The sequence below is a fragment of the Proteiniphilum sp. genome (genome assembly GCF_040307845.1).
Classification (GTDB): Bacteria; Bacteroidota; Bacteroidia; order Bacteroidales; family Dysgonomonadaceae; genus Proteiniphilum.
This window is the reverse complement of the sequence record NZ_JAWRIS010000049.1, coordinates 1-22,547: the sequence shown is the minus strand read 5'-3', so window position 1 is coordinate 22,547 and position 22,547 is coordinate 1. Positions and strand designations below refer to the sequence as shown.

22 protein-coding genes and 2 pseudogenes are annotated in these 22,547 nt (G+C 43.4%); 8 read left to right on the top strand and 16 right to left on the bottom strand.

The features are described from left to right. The first annotated feature begins 167 nt into the window (after positions 1-167). From ABV001_RS11985 to ABV001_RS11975, 3 genes are all read left to right on the top strand, one after another. Complete coding sequence (locus ABV001_RS11985) at positions 168-1,376, top strand: alpha/beta hydrolase-fold protein (protein ID WP_352423026.1); 1,209 nt, start codon at positions 168-170, stop codon at positions 1,374-1,376. Between the two features lie 46 nt (positions 1,377-1,422). Further along, positions 1,423-3,762 (top strand): glycoside hydrolase family 3 C-terminal domain-containing protein, encoded by a 2,340-nt coding sequence (locus ABV001_RS11980; RefSeq protein ID WP_352423025.1) that lies wholly within the window; start codon positions 1,423-1,425, stop codon positions 3,760-3,762. Positions 3,763-3,837: 75 nt separating this feature from the next. Next, positions 3,838-6,327, top strand: a complete 2,490-nt coding sequence (locus ABV001_RS11975) for a glycoside hydrolase family 3 N-terminal domain-containing protein (protein ID WP_352423024.1) — start codon at positions 3,838-3,840, stop codon at positions 6,325-6,327. A gap of 101 nt (positions 6,328-6,428) precedes the next feature. Here ABV001_RS11975 and ABV001_RS11970 read toward each other — a convergent pair whose 3' ends face one another. From ABV001_RS11970 to ABV001_RS11935, 8 genes and pseudogenes are all read right to left on the bottom strand, one after another. After that, positions 6,429-6,620, bottom strand: coding sequence for a hypothetical protein (locus tag ABV001_RS11970; protein WP_294082444.1), 192 nt, complete (start codon positions 6,618-6,620; stop codon positions 6,429-6,431). After that, positions 6,592-7,098, bottom strand: coding sequence for a cupin domain-containing protein (locus ABV001_RS11965; protein WP_294082446.1), 507 nt, complete (start codon positions 7,096-7,098; stop codon positions 6,592-6,594). Before ABV001_RS11965 ends, ABV001_RS11970 begins: the two co-directional genes overlap by 29 nt. A gap of 12 nt (positions 7,099-7,110) precedes the next feature. After that, entirely contained in the window at positions 7,111-8,193 is a 1,083-nt protein-coding gene (locus ABV001_RS11960) for an alpha/beta hydrolase (protein ID WP_352423023.1), read from the bottom strand. Between the two features lie 43 nt (positions 8,194-8,236). Further along, positions 8,237-8,395: pseudogene (locus tag ABV001_RS17290) on the bottom strand (alpha/beta hydrolase); the annotation flags it as partial. An 88-nt stretch (positions 8,396-8,483) separates the two neighbouring features. Next, a complete protein-coding gene (locus tag ABV001_RS11950) occupies positions 8,484-9,203 on the bottom strand; it encodes a carboxymuconolactone decarboxylase family protein (protein WP_352423021.1) in 720 nt (239 codons plus the stop codon). A gap of 104 nt (positions 9,204-9,307) precedes the next feature. Next, the gene (locus ABV001_RS11945) at positions 9,308-9,487 is read right to left on the bottom strand and encodes a hypothetical protein (protein WP_352423020.1); all 180 of its coding nucleotides are present in this window, start codon (positions 9,485-9,487) and stop codon (positions 9,308-9,310) included. 45 nt (positions 9,488-9,532) lie between these two features. After that, a pseudogene (locus ABV001_RS11940) lies at positions 9,533-10,551 on the bottom strand (aldo/keto reductase). Positions 10,552-10,773: 222 nt separating this feature from the next. Further along, a complete protein-coding gene (locus tag ABV001_RS11935; protein ID WP_352423019.1) occupies positions 10,774-11,088 on the bottom strand; it encodes a YciI family protein in 315 nt (104 codons plus the stop codon). 272 nt (positions 11,089-11,360) lie between these two features. On the opposite strand from ABV001_RS11935, the gene ABV001_RS11930 reads away from it, so the two are divergent. Then, positions 11,361-12,257, top strand: coding sequence for a helix-turn-helix domain-containing protein (locus tag ABV001_RS11930; RefSeq protein WP_352423018.1), 897 nt, complete (start codon positions 11,361-11,363; stop codon positions 12,255-12,257). A gap of 612 nt (positions 12,258-12,869) precedes the next feature. On the opposite strand, the gene ABV001_RS11925 is transcribed toward ABV001_RS11930, so the two are convergent. Next, a complete protein-coding gene (locus ABV001_RS11925) occupies positions 12,870-13,382 on the bottom strand; it encodes an immunoglobulin-like domain-containing protein (RefSeq protein WP_352423017.1) in 513 nt (170 codons plus the stop codon). Positions 13,383-13,513: 131 nt separating this feature from the next. Next, the gene (locus tag ABV001_RS11920; protein ID WP_352423016.1) at positions 13,514-14,455 is read right to left on the bottom strand and encodes an immunoglobulin-like domain-containing protein; all 942 of its coding nucleotides are present in this window, start codon (positions 14,453-14,455) and stop codon (positions 13,514-13,516) included. Positions 14,456-15,400: 945 nt separating this feature from the next. Here ABV001_RS11920 and ABV001_RS11915 point away from each other — a divergent pair. Further along, positions 15,401-15,787 (top strand): AbiEi antitoxin N-terminal domain-containing protein, encoded by a 387-nt coding sequence (locus ABV001_RS11915; RefSeq protein WP_352423015.1) that lies wholly within the window; start codon positions 15,401-15,403, stop codon positions 15,785-15,787. 770 nt (positions 15,788-16,557) lie between these two features. Here the strand turns inward: ABV001_RS11915 and ABV001_RS11910 are convergent. The 4 genes from ABV001_RS11910 to ABV001_RS11895 form a co-directional block, all read right to left on the bottom strand. Further along, positions 16,558-16,869, bottom strand: a complete 312-nt coding sequence (locus ABV001_RS11910; RefSeq protein ID WP_352423014.1) for a DUF6922 domain-containing protein — start codon at positions 16,867-16,869, stop codon at positions 16,558-16,560. Between the two features lie 116 nt (positions 16,870-16,985). Then, complete coding sequence (locus ABV001_RS11905; RefSeq protein WP_352423013.1) at positions 16,986-17,423, bottom strand: SRPBCC family protein; 438 nt, start codon at positions 17,421-17,423, stop codon at positions 16,986-16,988. Between the two features lie 83 nt (positions 17,424-17,506). Continuing rightward, on the bottom strand, positions 17,507-18,079 hold the full coding sequence (locus ABV001_RS11900) for a Crp/Fnr family transcriptional regulator (protein WP_352423012.1): 573 nt from the start codon (positions 18,077-18,079) through the stop codon (positions 17,507-17,509). A gap of 176 nt (positions 18,080-18,255) precedes the next feature. Then, on the bottom strand, positions 18,256-18,492 hold the full coding sequence (locus tag ABV001_RS11895; protein ID WP_352423011.1) for a hypothetical protein: 237 nt from the start codon (positions 18,490-18,492) through the stop codon (positions 18,256-18,258). A gap of 321 nt (positions 18,493-18,813) precedes the next feature. On the opposite strand from ABV001_RS11895, the gene ABV001_RS11890 reads away from it, so the two are divergent. The 3 genes from ABV001_RS11890 to pdxR are packed head-to-tail and all read left to right on the top strand — an operon-like array spanning position 18,814 to position 20,794. After that, complete coding sequence (locus ABV001_RS11890) at positions 18,814-19,059, top strand: type II toxin-antitoxin system RelE/ParE family toxin (RefSeq protein ID WP_502929885.1); 246 nt, start codon at positions 18,814-18,816, stop codon at positions 19,057-19,059. Continuing rightward, a complete protein-coding gene (locus tag ABV001_RS11885; protein WP_352423010.1) occupies positions 19,046-19,354 on the top strand; it encodes a helix-turn-helix domain-containing protein in 309 nt (102 codons plus the stop codon). Before ABV001_RS11890 ends, ABV001_RS11885 begins: the two co-directional genes overlap by 14 nt. Positions 19,355-19,387: 33 nt before the next feature. Continuing rightward, positions 19,388-20,794, top strand: coding sequence for a MocR-like pyridoxine biosynthesis transcription factor PdxR (gene pdxR / locus ABV001_RS11880; protein ID WP_352423009.1), 1,407 nt, complete (start codon positions 19,388-19,390; stop codon positions 20,792-20,794). 63 nt (positions 20,795-20,857) lie between these two features. On the opposite strand, the gene ABV001_RS11875 is transcribed toward pdxR, so the two are convergent. Further along, entirely contained in the window at positions 20,858-21,586 is a 729-nt protein-coding gene (locus ABV001_RS11875) for a YggS family pyridoxal phosphate-dependent enzyme (protein ID WP_352423008.1), read from the bottom strand. Between the two features lie 24 nt (positions 21,587-21,610). Beyond that, entirely contained in the window at positions 21,611-22,057 is a 447-nt protein-coding gene (locus ABV001_RS11870; protein ID WP_352423007.1) for a GNAT family N-acetyltransferase, read from the bottom strand. Positions 22,058-22,547: the final 490 nt, after the last annotated feature.

The following is a 22,547-nucleotide window of genomic DNA, read 5'->3' as shown; positions in this document are numbered from 1 at the left end:
AACGAATTATTACTCAACAGATTTATTTGCAGGTTCGGAATCAACCCGAACTCAAAGAAAAATAAAAAAATAATCAACGAACTTAGGCATTGGGGCAAAATTGCCGCTTAATGGACTAAGTTTTTATAACGAACTATTGTTATAAACCAGCATAAATAAAAACAACAATGAAAAAAGCAACAATCGTGATAATAGCCCTGTTGATGTGCGCCATGACGTTTGCCCAACAGGCCCTTTGGGGAGGAGCTCCCGTGATTTCTCCGGAAATTCATAACAACAACAGCGTTACTTTCAGGCTCAATGCTCCGAAAGCAGAAAAAGTACAGGTAACAGGGGATTTCCTGCCGACCCAAAAGATCAGTACACCATTTGGTGAGTTCGACGGACCCGGCGTAGCCGACCTGACCAAGGGCAAAGATGGGGTATGGGAATTTACCACCCCGGAACCGTTGCCATCCGAACTGTATAGTTACTCATTCATCGTTGATGAGTTGAAGACAACCGATCCTTCAAATATATATATGATTCGCGACGTGGCCTCGGTAACCAATGTGTTTATTGTCCCTGGCAACCCGGGCGATTTATACCGTGTAAACGATGTCAAGCACGGCACTGTTGCCCGTCGCTGGTACAACAGTCCCACATTAGAGGAACAACGTCGCGTCACCATTTATACTCCTTCGGGATACGAAGGCAGCGACAAGTCCTATCCCGTGTTATACCTGCTGCACGGATCAGGCGGTGATGAAGAAGCATGGATCGCGCTGGGACGTACAGCGCAGATCATGGATAACCTGATTGCCGAGGGAAAAGCGGAGCCAATGATTATTGTGATGCCAAATGGCCATACTCAAAATGCCGCGGCTCCCGGCGAGTCAAGTCGTGCCTATGCCCCCGTAATGGGAGGAGGCCCTCGCCAAGCCGTTGCCAGCATGGAAGACAGCTTTGGGGACATCTTGACCTTTGTGGAAAGCAATTACAGGGTGAAAAAAGACAAAGCACATCGTGCGGTTGCCGGCTTATCTATGGGTGGTATGCACTCTTCTGCGATTTCTGCTCAATATCCCAATACCTTCGACTATGTGGGTGTGTTTTCTGCCCCTCCGATCGCAACAATGATGATGCCCGACAGCGAAGACAAAGGAAAGTACACCGAAGAGTTTGTGGCAAAACTGAAGACGCAGCAAGATAACGGATTCAAATTGTATTGGATCGCTTGTGGAAATACCGATTTCTTGTATCAAGGCGTTATCGACAGCATGAGACAGATGGACAAAATAGGATTTAAATATACATATAGAGAGACGGGCGAAGGACATATCTGGAAGAACTGGCGTATCTACCTTACTGAGTTCGCCCCCATGCTATTCAGGTAATTAACCGACAAATTCCTCGAATTGATTTATCATATATTTAGAAAATATGAAAAAAAAAATATTATCAATGACACTTGCCGCCTCCACCTTAATGGGATGCGGACCTAACGTGCCACAACTTGGAAAATCATCGACCGATGAAGTAATTGCCGCGATGACCCTCGAAGAGAAAGCGCATCTGGTAATTGGAACCGGAATGGCCGGATTTACAGGCGAAAATGCGGTGATTGGTGAAACCCGCAGCTTGGTACCCGGAGCCGCAGGAACCACCTACCCTATCGAACGGCTTGGCATCCCGGCTGTTGTTTTGGCCGACGGACCTGCCGGACTGCGGATCAACCCCACCCGTGAAGGTGATTCCGCCACCTATTATTGCACGCACTTCCCCATTGGCACGCTGCTGGCATCTACCTGGGATCAGGAATTGGTGGAAAATGTGGGTAAGGCGATAGGAAATGAAGTCCTGGAGTATGGAGCGGATGTATTGCTCGCTCCAGCATTGAATATTCATCGCAATCCTCTTTGTGGACGCAATTTCGAGTATTACTCCGAAGACCCTGTGGTCTCCGGGAAGATTGCCGCTGCGTACGTGCGCGGTGTGCAGGGCAACGGGGTAGGCGTCTCTGTCAAACACTATGCGGTAAACAATCAGGAGACGAACCGCATGGCCAATGATGCCCGGGTATCTCCCCGTGCCTTGCGCGAGATCTATCTGAAAGGATTTGAAATCACGGTGAAGGAATCCGTACCCTGGACGGTGATGTCTTCCTATAACTATGTGAACGGCACATACGCCTCAGAGAATAAGGAATTGCAGACGACATTATTACGCGACGAATGGGGCTTCCACGGCATCGTGATGACCGACTGGTTCGGCGGCAAGGATGCCGTTGCCCAAATGATAGCCGGCAACGACATGCTGCAACCCGGTACCGATCAGCAGTTTGAAGATATAGTAAATGCGGTGAATGAGGGCAGACTCGATGAGACCATCCTCGACCAAAATGTGAAACGTATTCTTGAAATGATATTGCAAACACCCAATTTCAAAGGATATAAATTCTCCAACAATCCTGACCTGAAAGCACATGCGACCATCACACGCCAGTCGGCTACCGAAGGTATGGTTTTATTGAAAAATGAGAATGCCGTGCTGCCCCTGTCCTCCGACGTTAAAAATGTAGCATTGTTCGGATGCACCTCATACGATTTCGTAGCCGGGGGCACCGGTTCGGGTAATGTGAATCGTGCATATACCGTATCGTTGCTGGATGGATTGAAGAATGCGGGATACACAGTAGATGAATCACTGAAGCCGATATACGAGCAATATATAGAGGAAGAAAATAAACGGAATGCGCCGGATCCTTCCAATCAGTTCGCACATTTTATGCCGACTCCCCGTCCCGTGGAAATGGCGCTAACTCTCGAGCAGATTGAAAAACAGGCAGTCAATACAGATGTGGCGTTGGTTACCTTGGGACGAATGTCCGGTGAGTTCGAAGATCGCACAACCAGCGACTTCAACCTGAGTAATGAAGAACTAAAGCTGTTGCAAGACGTAACCAAAGTATTCCATGCTTCCGGAAAACAAGTAGTGGTGGTATTGAATATCGGGGGAGTGATTGAAACTGCTTCATGGAAAAACCTGCCCGACGCCATTCTCTGCGCTTGGCAAGCCGGTCAGGAAGGAGGAAACAGCGTAGCCGACGTATTGAGTGGCAAAGCCTCTCCATCGGGCAAGCTGCCGATGACCTTCCCCGTAAAATTTGAGGATGCGGCCTCTTCTGCCAACTTCCCTGTCAATCAGAAAGCAAACATCGACATAACCCATAAGGGAGGTAAGAAAAATGACGTGAAGAATGTGGATTATACCAATTATGAAGAAGATATTTACGTTGGCTATCGTTACTTCGACAGCTTCGACAAACAGGTATCTTATCCTTTTGGTTACGGCCTCTCTTACACATCTTTTGAATACGGCAATCCATCGATAAAAGAAGAAAACGGAGAATACATCGTGAGCATAGACATCAAAAACAACGGAAAAGTTGCCGGGAAAGAGGTTGTTCAGCTTTATGTTGCTGCGCCCAAGAGCAAAAAGATAGACAAACCTGAAAAGGAATTGAAAGCTTTCGCAAAGACCAAAGAGTTGAACCCCGGTGAAACAACTCTCATCACGATGAAAGTAAAGGCGAGCGACCTGGCCTCATACGATGAATCTGCCTCTTCCTGGGTAGTGGATGCAGGGACATATAAATTTCTGGTAGGTGCTTCTTCTCGTGATATCAAAGCCGTATTGGAAGCAGAAGTAACTGCTTTTTCCGAAAAGACAAATGACATTTTGAAATTGCAGGAACCCCTTACTGTCTTGACAAAGAAATAATCCATTTTTCTGAATGGGGCACCTTGCCATGTTCAAAGTGTGTCAAGGTGCTTCTTTTTTACAAAAACGAATAAAATGTATAAGAAAATAATAATATCCATCGCTTTGCTCGGACTGGTCTGGTCGGCCTCGGCCCAGTCACGCGTTGCTCCCGCGATTCCACGGGACAAACAGATGGAACAACAAATTGAGGCGCTGTTACAAAAAATGACGCTCGACGAGAAAGTGGGACAGATGACCGAGCTGGCCATCGACTTGCTCCAAAAACGCAACAATCCTTTTGCCGGTCTCAACCCTCAAACAATGACGGTGAACGACCTGAAGAAGATTATCAGGGATTATCAGCTGGAAAAAGATTTTCCGTTGGAAAACGAGATGCCTTCACAGGAGATGATGATGGCCCTTTATCAACGTATTCAGGCTGTGGAAGGAGCCAAAGAATTCCAGCTCGACGAAGAGAAACTCGAAACTGTAATAGGCCAATACAAGGTGGGATCAATACTGAATGTGCCCAACGGCGTGGCGCAAACGCCGGAGAAATGGCAGGAAATTATTCAACGTATCCAGGAAAAATCGATGGAAGCAATCGGCATTCCTTGTGTCTATGGCGTTGACCAGATTCACGGAACCACGTATACGCTGGGGGGTACCCTCTTTCCTCAAAGCATCAATATGGGCGCCGCCTTCAATCGGGAATTGACGCGTGAAGGAGCACGTATCTCTGCTTACGAGACAAAAGCGGGAAGTATTCCCTGGACCTATGCCCCTGTGACCGATTTGGGACGTGACCCGCGTTGGTCCCGTATATGGGAGAGTTATGGCGAAGACAGCTATTTGAACGCCGAGATGGGACGCGAATCGGTACTTGGTTTTCAAGGCGACAACCCTAACCGGATCGGGGAGAATAGCGTAGCCGCTTGCATGAAGCATTATATGGGGTATGGTGTGCCGGTTTCCGGCAAAGACCGTACTCCTTCCTCCATCACCGTGCAGGACATGCGTGAGAAGCATTTCGCACCCTTCCTCGAGATGGTAAACGCAGGCGCCCTTTCTATCATGGTAAATTCGGGGATAAACAACGGACTCCCCTTCCATGCCAACCACGAACTGCTGACCGAGTGGTTGAAAGAAGATCTCAACTGGGACGGCGTGATAGTGACTGACTGGGCGGATATCAACAACTTATATACACGCGACCGTATTGCCAAAGACAAGAAAGAGGCGATCAAGATTGCTATCAATGCCGGAATCGATATGTCGATGGATCCGTACGACTTGAACTTCTGCACCCTGTTGAAAGAGCTGGTGGAAGAAGGTGAAGTGGCGATGAGCCGCATCGATGATGCTGTCCGCCGCGTATTGCGTATGAAGTTCCGTCTCAACCTGTTTGAGAAGCCCTATTACGATCTAAAGGATTTTCCCCTCTTTGGTAGTGATGAGCATGCGGCCGTTGCCCTCAAGGCAGCCGAGGAGTCGTTGGTGTTACTGAAAAACTCAGACAACATACTCCCATTGGCCGCGGGAAAAAAAATACTGATTACCGGCCCGAATGCCAACTCCATGCGTACCCTCAACGGTGGCTGGTCCTACTCCTGGCAGGGCGACAAGGCGGATGAACTGGCGGTGGGGCACAACACCATTCTCGAATCGTTCACCAACAAGTTCGGTGCCGAGAATATCACCTACGAACCTGGGGTTACTTACAAGCAGGGCGGCCTGTGGCATGAAGAGAACGCCCCCGAGATTGAAAAGGCGGTAGTCGCAGCAGCCAATGTGGATTACATCATCGCCGCCATTGGCGAGAATTCCTATTGTGAAACACCGGGTAACTTGACCAATCTCACACTTTCACAGAATCAGCTCGACCTTGTAGCGGCACTTGCCCGCACGGGTAAACCCATCATCCTGGTATTGAATGAAGGACGGCCCCGCCTGATCGCTGACATCGAGCCACTGGCCAGTGCCATTGTCCATGTCATGCTCCCGGGAAACTACGGCGGTGACGCGTTGGCCAACTTGCTTGCCGGTGATGTGAACTTCAGCGGAAAGCTTCCCTTCACCTACCCCAAAGAGATCAACTCACTGATTACCTACGACTACAAACCCAGTGAACACATCGGTCAGCAAATGGAGGGCGCGTATAATTACGACGCGCAGGTCTCGGTGCAATGGCCGTTTGGTTATGGGTTAAGCTACACCACATTTGAATACGGCGACCTCAAGGTGGACCGCCCGGAGTTTGCCTCTGACGATGAACTCACTTTTACGGTGGATGTGACAAATACCGGTAATCTCTCAGGTAAAGAGAGCGTGTTACTCTTTAGCAGCGATAGGGTAGCCTCCTTGACTCCTGATGTTCGTCGCCTTCGCGCGTTCGAGAAGGTGGCATTGAACCCTGGTGAGACAAAAACAGTAACCCTGAAGTTAAAAGGGGCCGATCTCGCGTTTGTTGGCTATGATGGGAAATGGATCCTGGAGGAAGGCGATTTTCGTATCCAGGTGGGAGACCAGATAGTGGATATTATTTGTACAGATACAAAAAAATGGGAAACCCCCAATCGGTAATTGCGAGAGGGAGGCTCCCGCTCACTAGTAGCTGAAGGGTTGAAGTGCGGACTTCAACCCTTCTATGGCTCTATTTTTGACTAATAAAATAAAAAAACCTTCTAACGTTCGAGTAACCGGGTGAACGAAAGTGATCCCAATTTCCACTTGCCGCCAATCATTACATACACCTCTGTAACCATGAAAGGATAAACAACCTCGTTCCCTCCGACGATGGCTGTTAGTCTGATCTTATCAAGAATGATGGCTGTCGTTCCGACAGTTTTATTTGTTATAGCTGTAATAATCCTCATCGCTAACCGGTTCGTACCACACCGCAGGCCCCATATTGCTGCGGGTTCCTATGGCGAGGTGCTCCATTGGGCTGTCGGGTGTTGCCCCGTGCCAATGGACTACATCGGGTTTGATAGGGATAATATCTCCTTTTTTGATTAGCTGGATAGGCTTGCCCCTTTCCTGATAATATCCCTCTCCGGCTATAACAATCAGGATTTGTCCGCCGGGATGAGAATGCCAACTGTTGCGGCATCCGGGTTCAAATGTTACATTACCAAGCGTACAGTCGAAGTTTTCGGTATCGTTCATCAACCATTGCAGGTAGGCAACTCCCTCAAAGTTGTTGTTGCTGATTTCTTCACCTTTAGGAAAAATTGCATTTAGCTGAACATCATTACTATCTTTCATTGTACTTTCAGTATTACCGGACTTGTTGCTGCATGCCGTCATGATAACGATAAGACATGCAGAAAAAATCAAATTTAATCTATGCATAACATTTCTTTTTTAGAGGTTGGTTTGATAAAAGCTAACCAGTTTCTTTACCGCTTGTGATACATATTCAGGTTTCCAGTATGTTTCTATATGCGTAGCTCCATTAATAAGGAACAATTCTTTATTCTTCGCATTGATCGCCTTATTAAATGCGTCGTCTGTCATATAATAGCTGTCGGCCTTGCTACCTGCCATCATCAACAAAGGCTGGTTAATCAGTTCAATTTGATCGGTTGCATCCCAAGCCATCAAATCAATCAGGCTGCTTACCGTATAAGCACCTCCGGAGTTGGGGTAAGCTCCCGAATTGGGATGCGCATGGGTACGTTCGTAGTAAATAGCCCCCTCACGGTACATCTCGAACGGCATCGCAGCGATTTGTTCATCCGTAGCCGCAGGACCACCCCCGATATATCGCACTTCTCCTCCTGCTGCTTCCAACGCTCTTGCCTCGGATGCCTGTTTCAATCTTTCCTGTATTGTTGCATATTGTGAGTTCATAAAGCCATTACGTCTTACCATACCGGAATTGAACATGCTTAGCGTCGCAACCGCTTTGAACCTTTTATCGGTTTGTGTGGCTTTTAACGTATAACCACCGCCACCGCAGATACCGAGTACTCCCAATCTATCAGGATCAACCCCTTTATATTGGGAAATGTAATCTGCCATCCCGTGTATATCCTCAACACGGTTTTCAGGTTTATCCACATTACGGGGTTGTCCACCACTTGCACCCTGGTAGGCTGCGTCTGCCGTTATTGCAATAAAGCCATTCTCTGCCAAATGTTGGGCATATAAACCCGCTACCTGCTCTTTTACGCCTCCATTGGGGTGTGCAACTGCTATTGCCGGATATTTCTTTGATGGATCATAGTCGGCAGGTGTATATACATTGGCTGCTATCTCAATCCCGTTCACTTCATAAGTTACAGGGTGGATATTTACTTTACCCTTTTCGTTTTGAGTTATTGCCCCATCATACACGAGCCCATAAGGATTTTGTTGACGCTCATTCAGAACGGACTGCGCATCTGCCACATCTGTAGCTGCGATTGATGTTGCTATTGCAATTATGGATGTTACTTTTTTCATTCCTTTGAAATTTAAATTTTGATTCATATTGTTTCTTTTAATGTTAATCCAATCTTTTTTCTTTTAACCATTTGGAAAGTTGGTCGGCAATTTCAATGTTGCTCAAGTCGAAGAAAGGAAAAAGCGTATTGCCTTTGATTCCTATTTCCGGTAGGTGCACCACGGTGGCATCACCTCCGTGCTTATTGATGGTTGCTGCCCAGATCTTTGCCATTTCCAATCCCGACGGAACTTTTACCTGCCTCTCCACGTCCGGGCTGGTCGAGCAAATATACTCCGAACCCTTTCCTTTATTGTTTCCTGTTTCCAAGAACATCATCCAATACCGACCGGGCAGATTTACCCTCTTTCTTGCCTATGGTCGATTGAATGATCTCGACAAATTCATTTAATTGTTCCGGGGTAAGGCCTACATTCAGGCAAATCGTCAGATGCGAACGCAGCATAGGCTCGGCCTTGCCAATCGAGCTGATTACCGATACTGTCACCAGTTCTCTTTCTGCATAGGTAAGTACATCCCGTTCAAAAATATCTGCGAACAGGTGTTCTTTCAGGAAAGAGTCTATGGCCGGAGCAAAAGCCGAATATCCCGAAAGTGTTTCGGGTTGGGGCGTCCGGGTGAGTTCTCCCAAAATCTTCTTACCCCTTTCATACTTGTTACCATCATCGTTTATGGGAGAGGCATCCGCACCCAATTCATCGGTAATGCCGTTGGCTTTCCTTTCGTCCAGCACTTCCATGAAAGTTTGCAGTCCACGGATACTGCGGGGAAATCCGCAATAAGCGTAAAGATGTACCAATGCTTCCTTTATCTGGTTGACAGTAAGTCCGGCGTCAAGTCCGGCATTCAGTTCTGTTTTTAACTTCTGCAAATCACCTTTAGCGGTAAGTGCGGAAATAGTGATTATCTTTCTTTGTTTCTCGTCCAACATTCGGTTTTGTGCATTTATATTACCGGATATACCCAGTAACAGCGTGATTATTGCTATGTATAAACTTATTTTCTTCATACTCATACTTATTTAATCATTAAACTTCACAGATACATTCCTTGTATTTTCAACAAAATACCAGTTTCCGTATCCATTTTACTTATTCCGGCAAATGAGTAGTCCTATTTGACTGAACCTATTTCCGGTAACCACTCTTTTACGTCCTCTTGTACCTGTTTCTCCTTTTCATCTTCCATGACGAATATAATCCCGTCCCTCTCGATACCGCCTTTGGTTGAATAGCCTGCCAATATGTTGCTGTTCGGGCATAGTTCCTCAGTCGCAGTTCCCGATGTTGTCAATTTTTGTTTTGAGTGGCGGCAAATAACCAGTCCTGTTTTCTTCGGCTACCTGACTGACGGTTGTCTGGTAATGCTCGGCAGGGGTGATAAGCCATGACCGTCTTCCGAAGTTGTTCCTTCCCTTTCGCCAAAATCCATCCCCTCCATCTGGGAAACTCCTGAAAAAGCACCCTGTATTGTAATATTGGCAAAACCATCATTTAATATTTTCATATCCGGCTCACTGAGGACGACATCGAGTGCAGATATATTTTCATCGAGGTGTGCAATTTTAGTTGTGCCCGGAATAGGAACAATGAACGGTTTTTGAGCTAACAACCATGCCAATGCCACTTGCCCCGAAGTTACTCCCTTGTCTCTGCCTACCCGGTTCAGCAGATTCACTACTTCCCAATTTGCCCTGCGGGCTTCAACAGTAAACCGGGGGAAACTTCCTGTCGACCGTAAATCACCGGGAAGGTATTCGGTTTCGGCTGATACCGTACCGGTCAGATAACCCATTCCCAGAGGACTCCACGGTACAAAGCCGATACCTAATTCTTCACAAACGCCCAATACTTCTACTTCGGGTTGCCTCGACCAGAAAGCGTAATGGTTCTGCACGGCGGTTACCTGTTGAACTGCGTTGGCTCTACGGATGGTGGCTGCTCCTGCTCCCGACAGTCCGAAATGTTTTACTTTTCCTTCCTGTATAAGGTCTTTAACAGCACCTGCAACATCTTCAATAGGCACATTCGATCGATCCGGTGCTGATAATAGATGTCTATGTAATCTGTTCTTAACCTGCGGAGCGATTGCTCACAAACCTGTTTGATGTATTCGGGGCGGCTGTTTCTCCCGATAGACTTACCTTCGGGCGTAATTTCAAAACCAAATTTCGTACTTATGGCGACTTCCTTACGGACATCATTCAAAGCCTCTCCGACCAGTTCTTCGCTTGTGAAGGGGCCATATACCTCAGCGGTATCAAAGAGTCGGATACCCCGGTCATAAGCGTGCCGGATAGTTTTAAGCGCCACATTCCTGTCAGCAATAGGTGTTCCGTATGCGTGTACAAAGTTCATTGCACCAAATCCCATAGCAGAAACCTCGAGTGATCCCAATTTCCTTACCGGTAACTGTACCTTGCCGGTATTTTCCCCGGATTGTGTATTGGCAGTTGTTCTTCTGTCGCAACTTTGCATAAATCCCATCGATCCCAGAGCAATCGACGAAGTTGCCAATGTACCGGTGGTAATGAATTTGCGGCGGGAGAAATGATTTTCCTTTTTCATATTTTCTTTGGTTTATTCTGTTATAAAAGTTTTAAATGCTTCCTGATATTTTACGGGAATTAATTCGGTGATATTATAATCGGCAAGGCCGTGTTGAAGAAAAGGATCTTCCTCCAGGATTTCCCCCAACTCCTTTCTTGTAACTTTATGTGCTATGATTACACCTCCCGTTCTTGGATTCTGGCGCCCGGAAACGATAAATTTTCCCGCGGCAAAATACTTGTCGAGAAAAGCAACATGCTCCTTACCGTACTTGTCTATTTCAGCCAACGGTTTTTTATATGCCAGTAATACTATATACACGTGTTCTGCGGTTGTATCATTCATATTGTTGGTTTGACCTGTCATTGCCGGGAGCGGAGCAAGCATAAAATGAATTTGCGACGACCACTATTTGTCCCTTTCATAATGTTTCTATTTTTAATTCAACTAATTATTAATTAAACCATATGCTTTTTATCAATTACAAATTTCGGGATTTAGTATATTATGAGCGTATACATATTACTGTTTGTTCTACCAATATTACAGATTATCATATAAAAAGAACTGATTGTCTATCTGAATGATTAAATTTGTACTAACAAATTATGACGGCAATGAAAAAGGTTCTCAATTTTGATACAATTAGCCAGTACAATGACTTTAACAATCACGAAACGCTACATCCGTTAGTGAGTGTGATTGATTTCTCGAAAGCAAAGGAACGGACAGGTAATAAGATGGATTTCGGGATTTACTGTGTTTTTCTGAAAGAGGTTGTTTGTGGTGATTTGAAATACGGACGCCATTATTACGACTATCAGGAAGGGACACTGGTCTTTATTGCTCCCGGACAGTTTATAGACGTTGAAAATAAAACGGACTTCTACCAACCGATAGGGAACGCACTTGTTTTTCATCCCGACCTGATACGTGGCACTTCACTTGCCGGACGTATGAACGATTATACCTTTTTCAACTACAATACCAACGAAGCCTTGCACTTGTCGGCAAAGGAACGACATCTGGTGCTGGATTTGTTTTCCAAAATAAATGATGAATTGCAACATTCGGTCGACAAGCATAGCAAAACATTGATTGCTTCCAGCATCGAGCTCTTCCTCAATTATTGCGAACGTTTTTACGACCGTCAATTCATAACCCGTGAGGATGTCAATAAAGGTATTCTGGCGAGATTTGAAAATTTATTGAAGGGTTACTTCTCATCGGATAATCCTACGGAAATAGGGTTGCCGTCTGTGGCTTACTGCGCTGGTGAGCTTAACCTCTCTGCCAATTATTTTGGAGATTTGATCAGGAAAGAAACCGGAAAATCTGCCCAGGACTATATTCAGGCCAAAATCATCGACGTTGCCAAAGACAAACTCTTCAATAGTGATAAGACTATCAACGAGATTGCTTATGAATTGGGATTTAAATATCCCCAACATTTCAGCCGGATGTTTAAAAAAACAGCCGGTATTTCTCCCAGTGAGTACAGGAGCAAGAATTAACATTGTCGGTTTATAAAATTTCCCTCAATATAAGCCCCCTGTTGTTAGCCTCAAAATATGTTTTCATGTCAGCCCTACTCAAAACATTTCTATTACGGTATAGCTATAACTGCTATTGGATGATTCCTTGAAACTTAACCATTCCCGATAACTTTTTTGTATGCATCTTCAAAATCGATATCGTTCTTCTCACATGATGAAAATAGACAGACTGTGATGTAAATAAATTTCAACTTGCCCATAAAGATACAATTTATTGTATCTAACAAAATATCATCGAATAATTTCGTCCCTTTTTTATTCCTAACTTTTGCTGGAAATCTATTTTCCAGCCCATTTAGGGTTGACGTGTTCCAATACTGTTTAATTAGTTTTTGTGAGATAATAATAGAAAGTGGTGAAGAAATTCCTTACGTGCCTGATTGGAACGATGAGCTTCGGCAAATGGCAACAAATTTCCTCCGTCTCCATTGATAGTTTTACTGCACCGGTGATGGTATCCAGGATTTCCACCGGTCGAAAATACAGAAAATTCACTCTTGCTTTTTCAGTTTAGACCGGATGATGCATTTTATTTATGGAAACCGTATAAGAACCTTATGGACACTATTATTACGAGTTTTTAGAATTTATCACAAACTCATGTAAAAGAGTAATAAAATGAGGATTTGCAGTTCGTTTAGATGGAAGATGAATTTCATATTCTTTTTCTATCCGGTATTTACCCGGCTTTAAATTGAGATAATGAATAGATGCTTTAAAACGTCTATTACTTTTTACAGGTACGATAATTTCCTCGTCAGGCCATATTGTATTTAAAGGTATCTGCTGCTTCCATTGTCCTGATTCAAATTGTCTGATATCATACTTTGAACCTGAACGTAGATCATAATCGGATTTATTGATTATAACATATTCTATCATATCGACTTTCCCGAAAAATAGTGAATCCATTAATTCCATCCGGATGTCCAATGAATTCAAATAAGTGTTGATTCTTTCATTTTCTGTCGAATCTTTTTTCTGATCAGGCACAAATGTTTGTCCGTTTTGTTTAGGCATGCAGCTTACGAACAAAACAAGAGATAAAATACCGCTGGTATATATTGTCTTTTTTATTCTCATACTTTATCTATTTTGAAAAGATTTTCGGGCAGATATAATTCCTTATCGAGACAGAATATTTCGATGATAAATTGCTGGCATTGGAAATTTAAAATGTATTTATAAGAAGTGATTCACGTCCCGATTAAAGATCAGCTCTTTGGTAGAACAGTTTTCTTTGCAGCTTTGAGCTCATTTTCATCTGATGATAATCTGAATTCGACCATTAATAATATACCTTTTCCGTCCACTCTCACGTCATTAAAATAGCGGTAACGACCCGGCTTGCCCGGGAAGACATCGGGATAAAGAGATGCTTTCAGCTCTGCTTGTGTGTTATTCTCTACGATATAACCTATTGCATGAACGATTCCACCTCTTGGATATTCCCGCCAAATACCGTTTTCATCTTCAAAGGTAATGAAATACATATCCCCATAAATGATATCCGAACCGCTTTGATTGTCAAGCATAAATTTGATTTGATACGATTCGGTCGAAAAGACCGGATACTCGGGACGAATAGAAATACCCAACGTATCACTGACGCCTACCATTTCATTGATAACAGGAAATTCCCGCCCTTCAAAACGGAAAGCCGGAGAATACATTACCTCTTTCAGAAACTCTCCACGTTTTTGCGGAGTGTTCACCATCAACTTAATATATACATGATCTGAACCTACACCCCAGCTACTCATATTTCTTTTCACGCTATTATTTTCCAATTTTCTGAATTTTTCATTCAACTCCTCACAAATAATATTCAATTCTTTCTGGGAATATTTGTTCCCATCTATCTTTTCTAATTTGAATTTACTGCTTCCGGAAGCATCTTCCAGCACCTGCCTTGCTTTTACAGTATCACCTTTTATCTGAAAGACCAGATTGGCATCATCAAAATAGAAGCCCTCGATAAAATCAGGAGAGTTGGGTGATTCCAGCGTTAATCTGGAAATATGTGGATCACTACCACCGTACTCCTTACCCAAGGTCTCCAATATCAATATCTCTTCCGAATGGTTGAGATTTTCGGTTTCATCAATTCCTGTGTCTACTACCTCAACGTTTTTTTCACCGGTAGAAGTATTCATTCTGCAGGATACACATAAAATCAACAAGATAAGAAAGGATAACTTTTTCATAATATCTCAGTTTAAGAAACAAACATACAATTTATTTTGTATAGTGTCTCCATCGATTTGTTTTTTCGATGATTATGAACTATGGTGAGACTAAAACAAAAAAATCACCTACGGTCGAAAACCGTAGGTGATTGAGCAGCAAACGAGATTCGAACTTGCGACCATCACCTTGGGAAGCAATCGTTGGCTCTTTTCGTTATTTATCATTATCTTCATATAATTGATTTGTAATTATTTATAAATTTACCCACGTTAAACATTATTGATATTTTTGCTTATATATGGGTGTTTTTCTATCTTTATTTATCCATTGTTTACCCGGAATTTAACGTTTAAAATATTAATATTATGCCAAGTAACGCCAATTATTTATCAACCATGTCAAGGAGTGACAATTATTTATCAAGTCAACCCATTTTAAATACAAAAATAGAAATATTTCTGTTAGCTTGGTGAGAAAATATCGATATGATATTGAAGAAGTGGCTCCCATATTCTGGCGGATTACGCACAATCGAAAACTAAAAGTCTATTTCTCCGGCTTCGAGTTTTCTAAAAAAGAGTGGGATGAATTTGTGAACAGAGACCTAAATATGTAGCCATCGATAAAAGGCGCAGAGTATATCCGAAAAAATATCTTTTGAGGAGATCACTCCTGAACTTTTAATCGAATGGGAGAATTTGATTATAATTAAATAGCTCATGGAATTAGACATAATACAGAGTAAGATATACCATATAAGGAGCATAAAGGAAGACATTTTTATTTGAGTTCTCGAATTACGAAGCAAATCAGCAAAGTCGAGAGTATGCCGGCCATCAGGCCGATGGAGAATAATCATAAAAATTCTGATATAGAAGCATATAGTCTAATATTTTTAGCATATTTGCAGTATGACTGCAACAGGACAAACAAAAATAAACTCATTACTGCAGAGACATTACCGTAATTCGCAATGGCTTACGGCCATAGATGATGGCGTGATGTACAGGACAGGTGAAGAACCGACCTTGTTTAGTGCTTTGTCGTGCTATAATAGCCAATTAGGTAAGAAATTCCATATAGGGGCTATATCTGCTTTGGAAATGCAGGGATTGGCCCATTACGTTCCACTTGGCCGGCAGACAATAGTAATATATTGCCTCCATGACGAGCGGAATTGGAGATTCCATCGAAAGCCCGAAGGGATTGACCTTACAAGATTACACCAAAAGCCACCGTATCTTTGCGGTGTGCGTATTTATGAGGGACTGGGATACAGAAAGAAAATGCAGTTTTGACGTTTTTGATATTGGTTAATCGATTCAGGGAGTAATGAGAAAATCGGGGAGCGAAGCGACCTGGTTTTTATATTGAAATGAGCCGGTCTATTTTTTATCTGGTGTAACTGAATGATTCGTTGGTTAAAAGCTGGGGGCTTTGAGGGTGGATGCGGTCTGGTATTGGGGAAGTGGGTTGTAATATGTGGTGAGTGTTTGTTTTGATGTTCTCTCCCCAATTTCCGCTGTACCCGAATAATTGGAGCTATGGGATTAGAAAATCCTAATGCATGGTAAACCTGAATGGATTTAGAAATGTAAAAGGTTGTTTTTGTCGGGGGGGGGGTACGACTGCACAGAGCATATGGCAAGAATTTCATTCTGTCTGGGTAGTGCTTTCAATACAAGGATAGAAACACAAAGAATTTACTCTCGTTTGCAAAATGAGGGTAACATTTACTTTCGTTTTTTATACGGAATTTTTCCCTACTGATTCTTTAATGAGTGATTTTACTTCATCCCATGTAGTGTGGATATACATTTTAGGTATGGGATAGTTTACGATATAGACTTTTACCCCTTCTATTTCAAAAACGTGGATGGATTTCGTATTTTGTAAGGAATTAACTGTAAGCCCCTCGTCACCAAACGCATCCAAAAAATCAATATGCGAATTTTGGAATTCACCGAAAAGATCGAGGTCTATGGAGTTTCTGTGACCTAACAACAAAGCAAGGGCAGTTTCCCCGACCAGCCTCGAAGTTTTAACAAGGGCATCTGTTGTAGCTGTTTCAGAAGTGCCAGAGTTTGTCTTTCGACTGTAAATGTTCGTAGCATCGGAATTGATTTTCAGGGATACGGGAAACTGTCGATATAAATGCCAATGATTTCGGGAAGAGGCTTCTTAACCCTTTGGCGATGGAAGCGATTTGCTCCAACCCGTAATAGTCGAGTATGGCTTTCCAATCATCCCACTGTCCATAATCGAGCACACGGTTGACAATAAAACTTTTGTGCTGCTCCATATCCAGATCATCAGGATTTACGTCCCAAAACAGATTGGAAGAAAAGAGAGGTACATTATTTTTATTGTTCTTATTCATTTTCATTGGAAGTGCCTGGGCGCCAATTCTCGTTTTTACTTGCTCAAAATTAAGAAAAATAATTCGTACTGCAAAGAAGGATAAGTAATATGGAAAGATTCAGGGGAATTGTATTGTCATCCACAAACAGAGTTTTCTGCAAGTTCTTTCAGCCTTTTATTCATTTCATTAAACCCATTTTCTGTTTTCTGTGGATTGAATAGCCATACGAAAACACCTCTAAATACCTCACTTTGAATAAAAGTGACTGTACCATTCCCATTGTCAATCAATTCGAATTTATGCTCACCATCAAACAGGCCATCAATGAGCACCTTACCTGACCAACTCAACTCTTTATTGTCTATCTTGGTCAATATGGTTGGCTTGAAGATCATTTCTTTCCCATCAGGCGGTTTGATATTGGCTTTGATTTTACTTCCTTCTTCCAATTTACCTTTTATGGATACTATAAATGGGTTCCAGTTTGGATACTCTTCAAAATTCCTCAAGATTGCCCATATCTTTTCGGGAGATGCTTCAATAAGAATTTCAGTTTTGATTTCTTTTGTCATAGCCTTTGGATTGTTTTCTATTTGAGTGAACACCACAAAGGTCTATCTTATTTGGCGATATCGACTTGACAAAAATCAAGAATTTATAAAAACTGATTTTTTCTTATCCGGCTAAAAGTTTCCGGTGTCATGCCAAGCATTGAGGCAATATACTGCAATGGAACTTGATTGAACAGCTCCTTGTTGTTCTCGAAGAAAAAGTGATATCGCTCCTCGGCCGACATGGAAAGATGACTAAGAACCCGTTCTTCAAGCGTGATAAAGCAGTGGATGATAAACATTTTTTCCAGTTCGGCCCATTGGGGAATTGTGTTGATGATTTCTTTGTAGTCCCTCTTGTTTAGCGTATAAATTTCGGTATCGGTCAAGGCCTGAATTGTCCAACGGGCAGGTTTGTCGAAGATAAAACTCGACAGGTCTGTCACAAAATAGCCTTTGGTTGAAATCCATTGGGTAACCTCCTTACTCTCCGTTTCAATGAAAATCCGAAGAAAACCCGATTGTACAAAACTCAACCTCTCGCATTTCTTATTTGTTTGGAGGAAATAATCGCCCTTCTTCAAAGTTTCCGGCCTGAACAGGGACGTAATCGACTCTAATTCATTAGGCTTAATTATCCCAAAGTGAGATTTTATGCTTAACTCAAGTTCTGTCATTTTGTGCACCTTTGGAAGCGGCTCTTATTAAAACGAATATCCATAGCCATTCAATTATACTTGTTCAAAAATACAAAAGAACTTCTTCTTATATACAATAATGTCGTTAAAATCTACTGTCTCTTCCTTGTTTCCCCTGCGACAAAGACAATAAGCAGTCTTTGTCCAAATAAGTCTCACTTCCTTGGGTGTTTGGCTCGCATTTGCCCCTGGGTATATGTATGTCCATTCCGGATGTCTTCTTGTGAACGGACTACAGCATCACGCAGTGCTTCGGGAGAATAACCTCTCATGATAGGCAGTTCAAGCTTTTGAAGCAAATTCTCAATCTGTTGCAAGGATGCCTCATCCTCTATAGCAAGAATTCGTCGTAGAATACCCATTCGTTTAGCGTCTAATTCTATCGGAGTCATTGTGTTTATAATTAATCTGTTCATCACAAAGATATGGAACATGGTGGAAAAGACAAAAAATGGCCCTACCAATTGTCTTCAGGCAACACACTCAAACACATTCCCTATTTACACCATGCATTGCTAACTTCAGCGAGTAAAATTAATTACCAAAAAAAATTGTTTCCCAAATAAGAAACTTTTATCTTCGCATAAAAATGACGCTAAATGGAAGATTACAAGTTTAGGGTTCAATTTTTAGAAGAGGTCAAGGATTTTTTGGACCAACTCGAAGAGAAGCCAAGAGATAAGATCCTTTACAATATCTGAAAAGCTCGAAGCATAAATGATAAAGAGCTTTTTAAGAAATTAGAGGGTGAAATCTGGGAGTTCCGAACAAAATTCAACAAGACCTACTACCGCCTTTTTGCATTTTGGGATAAGACAGACAAAGAAGATACACTGGTAATTTCAACGCATGGATTGATTAAAAAGAGCGATAAAATCCCGAAAAGTGAAATCGAGAAGGCAGAAATATTGAGAGAGAAATATTTTAATGAAAAGAAACAAAGAAATGAAAACATATAGTTTAGAAGAATTGACCGATGAATATATCGGCAAAAAAGGCACAAAGAAACGTGACAAATTCGAGAACGAACTTCGTCTCGACCTGTTAGGGCATGCAATCAAAGAAGCAAGGCAGGAACGCAATCTCACGCAGGAAGAATTGGGTGAACTGGTCGGTGTGAAGAAAGCACAAATATCCAAGATTGAGAACAGTACAACAGATGCCAGATTCACAACCATCCTAAAAGTATTCGAAGCTTTAGGGGCAAGAGTAAGCTTTAACGTTGAACTGGATAACAAGAAAATAGCCTATTAAAATACCATCGTTGAAGCAATAGACAGACCGGAAGTGGACTTTACCAAACTACAATCGAAGCTGGATAGATCCGGCAAAAAGGCGATTTACCTCCAGATTGCCGACGAGATAATCGACTATATCAAAAAGGGAATACTGAAAGTCGGTGAGACGATGCCCAGCACACGCCAACTGGCGACAGAGCTGTCTGTCAACCGGAATACCGTCGTCCTGGCATTCGATATCCTGACCAGTGAAGGGTGGCTTGTTTCGGAAGAGCGGAAGAAAACCCGTGTGTCAGATAAAATCCGGATATTCCGGGCGGCTGAAAAGAAAGAAACTCCGGTTAAAACAACAGAGATCTACACCAACGACCTGATCTTTTTTGATGACGGACTACCCGATACCACCTGCACGCCGGTCGAAGAGCTGGCAAGGGCCTATCGCCGTATTTTCAGCCGCAAGGCGCAGTGGCAGATCATGAATCTGGCGAGTGAATTCGGCGACGAGAAATTCCGGGAGACCATATCGAATATGCTGAACCAAAACAGGCGCATGCAGACTTCTCTGCCGGAGGTCTGCATCACACGGGGAAGCCAGATGGCACTGTTCCTCACAGCCCACAGCCTGCTCGAAAAGGGAGATATCGTGCTGGTGGAGAATCCCGGTTATAGTCCGGCTTGGCGCACCTTCCAGCATGCCGGGGCAACGCTGGTTCCTATTGATGTCGATGAGGAGGGCATCAATGTGGATAGGATCGAGGCATATCTGAAAACCAATGCGGTGAAAGCGGTCTACCTGACTCCCCACCATCAATATCCGACGACCGTCACCCTTAGCCTGGCACGGCGACTGCAACTGATCGGACTGTCCAACCAATATGGTTTCACCATCATCGAAGACGATTACGACAACGAGTTCCACTTCGCCCAGCGTCCCGTGATGCCCTTATCCGCCTTCGAAGGGATACGGCACTACGTCTATATCGGCACGTTAAGCAAACTGATCGCACCGGCCATCAGGATAGGCTATATTGTCAGCACGCCCGAATTTATCATCCGTATCGGAAAATTACGCAAGATTGTCGATTTGCAGGGTGATGCCATTATGGAGCAATCCATTTTGGACCTAATGCTGTCCGGTGATATCCGTAGGCATCAGAAGCGGATGCACAGTCATTATCTGGCGAAGAGGGATTTCTTCTCGTCGCTTCTGGAGAATTATCTGAAAGGGAAAGTCACCTACAAGAAACCGGATGGCGGACTTGCCTTCTGGTTGAAACCGGCCAGGGATATCGATTTTTTCAGGATAAAGGAAAAAGTCAATGCGGAACTGGTCAGCTTTTATACGCCGGACAGGTTCAGTTATGACCAGCCGGTGCAGGGCCTTCGGATTGGATATGCCTCCCTTTCCGAAGCTAATCTGGAAAAAGGAATGCGTATACTCGGCAAGTATCTGTAGCCTTGTCAGATTTTCGATCCGGAAGTATCCCACCCTATCCATCAGCAAATATCTGAACCGATATCAACGTTTCGATTCGTTCCAATAGTAGCTGTCGGGATAAATCCTCCGCCCAAAGATGGCAGTACCTACCCGCACGATGGTCGCACCTTCTCCGATGGCTATTTCCAGATCACCGCTCATCCCCATCGACAGCTCTCTCATCTCCACATTGGCGATACCCTCCTCCACGACCTGCTGCCGGATATTGTTGAGTAACCGGAAACATCTCCTTACCTTCTCCTCTTCGGCACTGAATAAACCGATGGTCATCAATCCCTTTATTGCAAGCGTATCATATTTTGCGATTTCCCTGATAAACGGGATGGCCTCTGCCGGATCAATGCCGAACTTACTCTCTTCGGACGAAGTGTTTACCTGCACCAGGATATCTATCGAGCGACCTTCAAATTGCAGCCTCTGATCCAGTTTCCGGGCTACATCGAGCCGGTCCACCGATTCGATGCAAGTCACATATTTCAATACATCCTTGATCTTGTTGGTCTGCAGATGGCCTATAAAGTGACTTTCATAATTGTACGGACGCAGTGCCTCGTTTTTCTCCTTCAGTTCCTGCACTTTATTCTCGCCGATCAGCGCCTCGCCACATTCCAGTGCGAATGCGATCCTTTCAGCCGGAACAGTTTTCGTCGCCAGTAATAACCGCACATCGTCCACATCACGGCCCGCTTTTCGGCAAGCCGCCTCCATCCTTTGATGGATGATTGACAAGTTTGTCCTGATCGTATCCATAGTTTATCAGACGGTAGAGCGTCCTCAGCCCCTCCACCAGTTATAGTAGTTATGTTCGCAGTCCAGTTCGAATCCACATTTGGGATATAGATTGTTGCCGATGATATTTGTCTTCTGGGTTTCCAGCAGTAATCCGCAAGCATCCGTCTCGTCGCAGAATTGCTTGCACCGGTCGATAAGCGCCACCGCCAATCCAAACCCACGATATGCCGGATCGACAAACAGATCGCTCAGCAGCCACTGCCGTTTTAACGACTTATAATGATACAACGGGTATAGTTGGGCAAATCCGACATACTTATCGTCCTGCTTTATCAGAAACGCAACCGTCTCATGATTGTTTATCCGTTCCTTGAGAAAAGCCTTTCCCTTCTCCAAATCCGATGGTTGCCCGTAGAATATCCGGTAATCATTGAATAATTCGGCGAACCGGTCTACATGCGCTAATGTTGCGACTTCAATTTGTGCCATAATAAACAGTATTGAGTTGAAATTATTTTGTTTCGATAACGCCACAAAATTACAACCCATTTGGACTGTGTTTATGGTACAGAATAAAGATAAATGGATAGACCAGTAGATTCTGACAAAAAGCCTTTAGCCAATAAAAGAAGTCTAATGATAATTATCAGATTATATCATTTTATCGTCTTGATCAGTATCTGTTTGCTGCTCTTTTTTTCATTCGCTTTTGCTTCAAACAAGGCATTCATATTATATAATTTGTTGATATATATATAATTAACTCTGCTCATATTGAGTATTATGGATAAAAGAATCTTATACTTAAGATAAAATATTACATTGCTGTCCGTCGATTTATAATTACCCCCAAATCTTGGACAACAAGTATCATTAATAAATTGTATTATTTTTGTTGTCATGAAGAAAAGGAAAACTTACAGTTCCGGGTTTAAAACCAAAGTTGTTTTAGAGGTGCTACAAGAGCGAGAAACAGTCC